The 7,175-nt window shown below is 57.6% G+C and carries 8 protein-coding genes; 2 read left to right on the top strand and 6 right to left on the bottom strand.

The window, feature by feature from the left end:
* The first annotated feature begins 193 nt into the window (after positions 1-193).
* Together AC2TEL_RS21380 and AC2TEL_RS21375 are read left to right on the top strand one after the other, a co-directional pair.
* Positions 194-490 carry a glutathione S-transferase N-terminal domain-containing protein gene (locus tag AC2TEL_RS21380; RefSeq protein WP_480844652.1) on the top strand — a complete coding sequence of 99 codons (297 nt, stop codon included), beginning with the start codon at positions 194-196 and terminating at the stop codon, positions 488-490.
* Between the two features lie 6 nt (positions 491-496).
* Complete coding sequence (locus tag AC2TEL_RS21375) at positions 497-838, top strand: glutathione binding-like protein (protein ID WP_480906838.1); 342 nt, start codon at positions 497-499, stop codon at positions 836-838.
* On the opposite strand, the gene AC2TEL_RS21370 is transcribed toward AC2TEL_RS21375, so the two are convergent.
* From AC2TEL_RS21370 to AC2TEL_RS21345, 6 genes are all read right to left on the bottom strand, one after another.
* A complete protein-coding gene (locus tag AC2TEL_RS21370; RefSeq protein ID WP_480906835.1) occupies positions 839-2,275 on the bottom strand; it encodes an MmgE/PrpD family protein in 1,437 nt (478 codons plus the stop codon).
* 5 nt (positions 2,276-2,280) lie between these two features.
* On the bottom strand, positions 2,281-3,345 hold the full coding sequence (locus tag AC2TEL_RS21365; RefSeq protein WP_480906832.1) for an AbrB family transcriptional regulator: 1,065 nt from the start codon (positions 3,343-3,345) through the stop codon (positions 2,281-2,283).
* The gene (locus tag AC2TEL_RS21360) at positions 3,342-4,850 is read right to left on the bottom strand and encodes a tripartite tricarboxylate transporter permease (protein ID WP_480863345.1); all 1,509 of its coding nucleotides are present in this window, start codon (positions 4,848-4,850) and stop codon (positions 3,342-3,344) included. The genes AC2TEL_RS21365 and AC2TEL_RS21360 overlap by 4 nt, the downstream gene beginning before the upstream one ends.
* 12 nt (positions 4,851-4,862) lie before the next feature.
* The gene (locus tag AC2TEL_RS21355) at positions 4,863-5,324 is read right to left on the bottom strand and encodes a tripartite tricarboxylate transporter TctB family protein (protein WP_480906829.1); all 462 of its coding nucleotides are present in this window, start codon (positions 5,322-5,324) and stop codon (positions 4,863-4,865) included.
* Between the two features lie 63 nt (positions 5,325-5,387).
* Entirely contained in the window at positions 5,388-6,344 is a 957-nt protein-coding gene (locus AC2TEL_RS21350) for a Bug family tripartite tricarboxylate transporter substrate binding protein (protein ID WP_480844646.1), read from the bottom strand.
* 123 nt (positions 6,345-6,467) lie between these two features.
* Positions 6,468-7,169, bottom strand: a complete 702-nt coding sequence (locus tag AC2TEL_RS21345) for an FCD domain-containing protein (protein WP_480851722.1) — start codon at positions 7,167-7,169, stop codon at positions 6,468-6,470.
* Between the last annotated feature and the right edge of the window lie 6 nt (positions 7,170-7,175).

The raw sequence follows: 7,175 nt of genomic DNA, 5'->3' as shown, positions 1-7,175 counted from the left end.
GTCATTCACCCGCGGCATCTGACATCGTCAACAGCCAAAAGTTTGCAACAGATCCTAGCGTCAATCCATATGCGGTAGTCGGCCGTTGTTGACCGCTAAACAGGTTTTGCTGCGCTTTGGTGCAACTTCATAGGCCTGTCTTTATCGCAACACGCAGTTTCTAAACGCGACTTCATCGAGATGAGTGAATAAGATGTTTACTATCTACGGCAGGCCAACCTCCAGCAATGTACAGGCCGAGATGTGGTTGGTCTCGGAACTGGGCGTAGAATTCACAAGGCACGACGTGGGTGGCGCTTTTGGGGGCAATCGGGAGCCTCCGTTCCTGATGAAGAACCCGATGGGACGAGCGCCGGTGATCGAAGACGAACACGTCACCCTGTTCGAGAGTCAGGCCATATTGCGCTATCTTGCAGCACAGTATCGGGCAACGGGCCTTTGGCCCTCGGATCCCGCCGACCGCGCACCGGTTGATCAATGGATGGAATAGGCCAAAGTGAATGTTGCGCCCGCCCTGATCTACAAGGTCTTTTGGCAACTTGTGCGCACCAGTCAGGCGGAGCGCGACAGGCAGCGCCTTTCCGAGGGCGTCGAGGAGTTGCAAGCGCTGATGCCGATTGCCAAGGCCCAGATCCAGCGCCACGGGTGCTTGGCTGGACCGCAAATGTCCCTTGCCGACATTTCATTCGGCACGCAGTTGTTCCGGTACTTCACGGTTCCGTTTGAACGACCGGATTTACCGGCTTTGCGTGGGTATTACGACCGGCTGAGCACGCGCCCGGCCTATGCCGAGCACGTGATGGTTTCTTATGACTCGTTGCGCGCCGCAGGCGCCTGATCAGCCGTTGGATGTCATCGCTGTGGCCAGCGTTTCTCCGGCCTTATCCAAATCGAGAACGCTCCAGGCCGCGCGCAGCAGGCGATCTTGTTCAGCTTCGGTCAGGACACCCGCACAGCACGACCGCGCTTTGGCTTCGACTTCTGCATCGGTCAGCGGGTTCTCTGGCCCGCCGCGATAGCGCTCGTCCGCCCAGCCAGCAATCTCGCGCTCGTCTTTCAGCCTTATCGTGATGCGAGAGCGCATTTTGTCGAAACCCTGTGCTTCGATCTCGGGGTCCAACTCGGTCCGCACCCGCCGCTGCATCTCTTGCATCGGGGCGGAGCCGACAAAGGCGTCCGAGAACTCGATCTTGCCGGCCTTGCGGGCCAGAGCGATCATCGACAGCGCTGCAGGTAATGAGAATTTCGCCTGCAAGTGATTTGACGCAATGGGATAGCGGATGGGTTTGAGAATATTGGTGCCCGCGTAGACCGACACAGTGTCGATTTCCCCGGACTTGATGTCCGCGTCCGTGACAAGGCGCAGCATCAAGTCAATTGTCGGGTGAGTCAGCACCCCGCATGGGTAGGGTTTGATCGATACGCCGGGGTCAACGATAGTCCAGGTTCTGCCAAAGCCCTGCGAGATTTTTTCCGGGCTAGCACCACCGCCTTGTACAGCCATGAACCCCCATGGACCATCCAGAGCCTGCGGATCGGCTGTGTAGCCGCGCGCAGCCAATAGGGCTGCAGTGATCCCGTTTTCGGCAGCGCGCCCCACATGCAGGGGTTTTGTCATTGTGCCGAAATTGCAGCGGATGCCAGCGGCAAAGCTGGCAGCAATTCCGAACCCGTTGCGCAGTGCGTCGCCTTCAAGCCCCAATAGTTTCGCGGCTGTCGCATAGGCTCCGAAATGCCCAACGGTTCCACTGGAATGCATGCCTTGCATGTAATGTTGCGGCAGCATCCATTCCGAGATTTTGCACTCCACCTCGAAGCCGGTCAGAAACGCCAGCATGAATTCCTTGCCTGACACGTTGCCCAGCTTCTGAGACATGACAATAGCCGATGTCAGTGGTGGAATAGTTGGATGTGTGAGCAGGCCATAGATATGGGCCGGGTCGATGCTGACCTGACTGTCATCCCAGTCATGGGCATGGCCTGCCGTTCCCAAAACGCGCGCCGCCATTGGGGCGGGAACCTTGGTATTGCGTCCGAGCAGCAGGGCATCCTCGCGCCCGCCAAAATCCAGAGCCTCGTCTACGAGAATATCGATTGTGTGTTCTTCGGAGCCGGCAACATAAAGGCCAACACCATCCACGATACAACGCGTACCAATGCGCAAGGCCTCTTCGGGGATGTCTTCAAAACGGACTTTTTCAACAAACTCTGCTGCTTCGGCCGTGATGTTGGTATCCTGCGGCATTTCCGCAAATGCGTTCTGCACAGCTGACATGGGTGTCATCCTTTCGGGGTGATGGAAGTGTCGGATTGGGAAACAAGATTGCGCCAGACAACACCGGCGCAGGCGTTGACCAAGACGGCACGAACCGCTTGGAATGCGGCGACAAGGGCAACGTTTTGACCCAGAACCTTTGAGGTCAGAACCATTTCGGCCATTCCGCCTATGGAGAAACAAAGAACGAGAGTTGGCAGGCTGATGGGCATGACCAAACTTGCCAAACCGGCAGCGGCCGCCATTGCCGTCATGATCACAACAAGAACGGGCAATCCTGTGCTGAGCGCCCTCGGGATCGAAGACAAACGATCCCGCCGGAACCTGGCACCCAGCGAAATGCCGACCAGAACCTGCACTCCGGCCATCAGGGACGCTGGCATGCGACCGCTTGAGAAGCCCAAGGAAGACAGCAGACCAACCGCGATCAGCGCACCCAGCAGCCATGCAGCAGGCAGCCCCAATAGGGCAGCGGCCCACCCGCCAGAGACGCCGACAAGGATGACCATGGCCAGATGGGTCCAGCTCAGCAGTGCCACATCGTGCACAGCGTCGCCGGATGCAGGAAAGAACGCGTATAGTGCCAAGGGCAAAAGGCCGACAACCAGCGCCACGCGCACAGCATGCAACGCGGCGACAATCGTTCTGTCTGCACCGTGGCCTTCACCGACGTTCGCCATTTCAATGACGCCACCGGGTAGCAGCGAGAAAAACGCCGTGCTGCGTTCCATCCGTCCGAAGCGGGCAAGAAGCGGTGTCATAAGCACTGCGGCCCCAACACCCAAGCAACCGGCGACAACCATCACAGGTGCCCAGACCAGCAGAGCGGCTGCAACATCTGGCGTGATGGACAGCCCGACGCCAGCCCCCAAAGCCGCCAGCGATACGCTATAGAGCGGTTTTGGAACTACGACCTCGACATTGCACATGGCAAAGCAACCGGTCACTACCGCCGCGCCCATCAGCCAGCCGAGCGGGAGGCCAAGAGCTTCCCACAGGCTGCCCCCGATCGCGGCAGGCAAAAGGGCCAGTAGAAAGCCCTTGGTTATGCCGAGATCGTTCAAGGTCACTCGTTCAGGTCCCTGTACACGGGTGCATCAGCGCGACGACGACCTTTCAGCCAGTTGCTGAGTGGCGACGATGCGATGCTGAGGATTGCCAGAGCAAAGAAGAACAGCGCAATCGGGCGCGTCAGGAACTGGCTCATATCTTGATCGAACAGGATCATGGACTGGGCCAGAGAGTTCTCGACCAGATGCCCCAGCACAAGCCCCATGATGATCGGAGCGGGCGAGAACCCGGCGCGGTTCAGGAAGTAACCGACCAGACCGGCGACCAGCATGATGTAGACATCACTCATGGACTGCCCGACTCCATAGGCACCAACCACACACAGGCAGAACACTGTCGGCCAGAGGAACTGACGCGGGATCAGCGAAATGCGCGAGAAATGCTTGGCGCCGATTAGACCGAACCCAAGGAACACAAAGTTTGCGATCAGCATCGCAAAGAAGATCGCATAAAGCAGATTGGGCTGGTTCTCGAACAGGTACGGACCTGGGCGCAGGCCGTGGATCTGCAGGCCGCCCAAAATGACGGCGGCCGTTGCCGAGCCCGGAATCCCGAGCGCCAGCGTCGGAACCATCGCTCCACCGGTTGCCGCATTATTCGCGGCCTCCGGCCCGGCGACGCCTTCGATCTCACCCTTGCCGAAATTGTCCTTGTTCTTCGACCAGCGCTTGGCCTCGTTATAGCCCATCATCGCAGCAACGGTTGAACCTTCGGCCGGCAGGATGCCCACGAACGTCCCCAGACCCGAGCTGCGCAGGATGGTCTTCCAAACACGTTTGAAGTCATCGATTGTCGGAAGTTTCAGCGCCGACATGCTGAACCGTTCCAACGGCGTGTCTTTTTGCCCGGCCTGATCCAGCAATTCAGCCATGGCAAAAAGGCCAATCAATACAGGGATAAAGCTGATGCCTTCGTAAAGCTGGGGCACACCGAAAGTGAACCGCTCGACGCCGGTGGTCAGGTCCACGCCAACGGTGGCCAGCAGAACGCCAAAGGCACCGCCGATCAGGTTTTTTACCGCTGACTTACCGCTGATCGACGCCAGCATCGACAAGCCAAACACGGTCAGCGCGAAATACTCCGGCGGACCAAACCTATAAGCAATTGTTGCCAGTGCGGGCGCGGCCAGGATCAAAACGATCAGAGAGAAAATACCACCCGCGACGCTTGCAACCGCAGCCATGCCGAGGGCTTTGCCTGCCTCGCCCTTCTTGGCCAACGGATACCCGTCGAACGCGGTCGCCGCCGCAGGTGGCGCGCCCGGCGCATTGATGAGGATTGCAGTGATGCTGCCGCCAAACGTGCCAGCGCAATAAAGCGCTGCAAGCATCGCAATTGCGGGGATCGGTTCCAGATAGATGGTGAAAGGCAGCAACAACGCAACCGCCATTGAGCTCGACAAGCCGGGAAGCGCGCCGACCAGAACGCCTACGATAGTTCCCACCATAATCAACAGCAGGGTCGTGGGCTGAATAATTTCAAGAAGTCCGCCAAGAACGTCCATTTTTCCCTCCCTTCAGAGGCCAAGCGCCGCGAGTGGGCCCATAGGCAAGCGGAGTCCCAGCAACATTTTGAAGACGACGTAGATTGCGACCGGCACACCAATGGCAAAGGCAACTATCGTGCCATAGTTCCGCGCGCCCCACATCGCCGGCAAAACCAGGCAAATGCAGAAGAACACCAGCGGCACGCCAAGAACTGGAAAAAGAAAGGCCGCCAACCCTAGCACCGCTGCAGTTGCAGGCATCTGCCAAGGGGGCACTCCGCCCAGGGCGTCGCCGCCGCTTGCAAGGCTCTGCAGGATCATGATGACGGTAAGTCCGGCGATCACACCGAGGATCAGACGCGGCATATGCGTTGCGGGCATGCCCTGCGCCATGCCAAGCGGATCCGAGTCAAAGGTCGTCGTGACCCACCAGAGTATTGCCGACAGGACAAGGATCAGCCCGCCTGCGACAAGGTCGCGAGAGAGTTTCATGGGGTTTCCTTCCACTGAAACGAGTGACCGCCCGCGATAACGGCGGACGGTCGGGAGGTGGCCTTACTTGCGCAGGCCCAGCTCTTCGAGGGTCGCGTAGATGTTGTCGTACATCTCGCGGATCTGAGCGTCCCAGACCTCGGAGCCTGCAACCGAGCCTGCATCCAGGCCAATACCCTCGAGGTACGCCTGATACGTGCCATGCCCCATGCCTTTGATCAGCTTTTCTTCCAGCAGCGCCACACGATCCTCAGGAGTGTCCGCCATTACAATGATGCCGCGCACGGTCGAAAAATTGACACCATCAATCCCCAATTCGTTTAGCGTAGGGGTATCCGGCAGAACACCCAGACGCTCCTGCGCCATGATCGCCAGCGGCACGAAGTCTCCAGACTCAATTCCGTCGACCGCTTCGCCGTAGTTCAGACCCGCCGCCTGAATGTTCTTGCCCATCAGGTTGGTGATTATCGCACCGCCGCCATCGAAAGGCACGTATGCTACCTTGGCACCGGATTTGTTCGCAAAGGTCATCGCGGCGATATGGTCGATGCCACCGGCCTGCGTGCCGCCCCATTTAATCGGAGCTGATTTTGATGCCTCAATCAACTGCTCAAGGCTCTCGATTCCGGACTCCTTGTTGACAACAATAATAATCGGGTCATCAGTTGAACGGGCAACCCCTTTAATGTCGTCTATGCCAATCGGCGCGCGGCCCCGGGCCATGGTGATCAGATGTGTGGGGGTAATCGCCATCAAGGTGTGACCATCAGCTGGTTTGCCCGAGGCATAGCTCATAGCCACAGCACCCCCGCCCCCCTTTTTGATCTGCACAAAGGCATCCACGCCAAGTTCCTTGCGTGCCCGGATCAGCATCGTCCGCGCGGTCGTGTCAGTGCCGCCACCTGCAGATGCGTGGGTAACAACCTCGATCGGCTGCGATGGGTATTCTTCTGCCGCCGATGACGTGGCAAACGCCGCGACGATCATCGCACCAGCAGCGATACGCGAAAGTGTTTTCATGGTGTCCTCCCATAGATTTTCGCCCAGCCAGATACGGCCGTTGAATTTGACTGGTATCATTGCTGACTGTAAACTGTCAACAGTTTTCAATTTTGAAAGTCACCCGACCACGTTCAGATGGCTCTAAAGAGATGCGATCAGGCGTGTCAGCCCGTTGGAAACGTGGTCGCGTAGCGCCTTGCTTGCCGCAGAAGCATCGCGCTTGATAAGGGCTTCAACTATTTTTTTGTGTTCCGAATTTGAAACCTGAAGATTTCCTTCCTGGACAAGCCCACGCCTCCGCAGCAAGTGAAGCTGATTGACGATTTTTCGATAGGTATCTTCAAGCGCCGTGTTTCGGGCTGCCAGAACCAAAGCATCATGAAATTGCAAATTCAGTTTGTAGTAATCCGCTGTGTTACTCTTGTCCGCTGCCGCCTGCATCTGATCTACGAGACCACTTAGTTCTGCAATTTCAGCATCATCAGCGCGCTTGACTATCAATTCTCCTGCAAGCCCCGCGATGGCACCTCGCAGCTCATACAAATCTCTTGCTTCATCCAGTGAAACTTCACGCACATACATACCCCGGTTCACCATGCTGGTCAGAAGTCCGGCTTGTTCGAGGCTTCGGCATGCTTCGCGAATTGGGCCTCGGCTAATTCCGAGGCGCTCTGCCAGAGTACTCTCGTTTATCCGGTCTCCCGCAACCAACTCGCCTGAAACGATCATTTCTTCTATCGCGTCAACAGCTATGGACGTTATCGTGCTCGCGCGCCGCTGACTGATGGCTTGAGTTGCGGAATGTGTTGAAGGTGACGTTCTCATAGTAACAAATGTGATCATTCAACC

Source organism: Ruegeria sp. HKCCD9138, from assembly GCF_057220975.1.
Note: the sequence above shows the minus strand (reverse complement) of the source record. Positions and strands in the feature narration are given on the sequence as shown.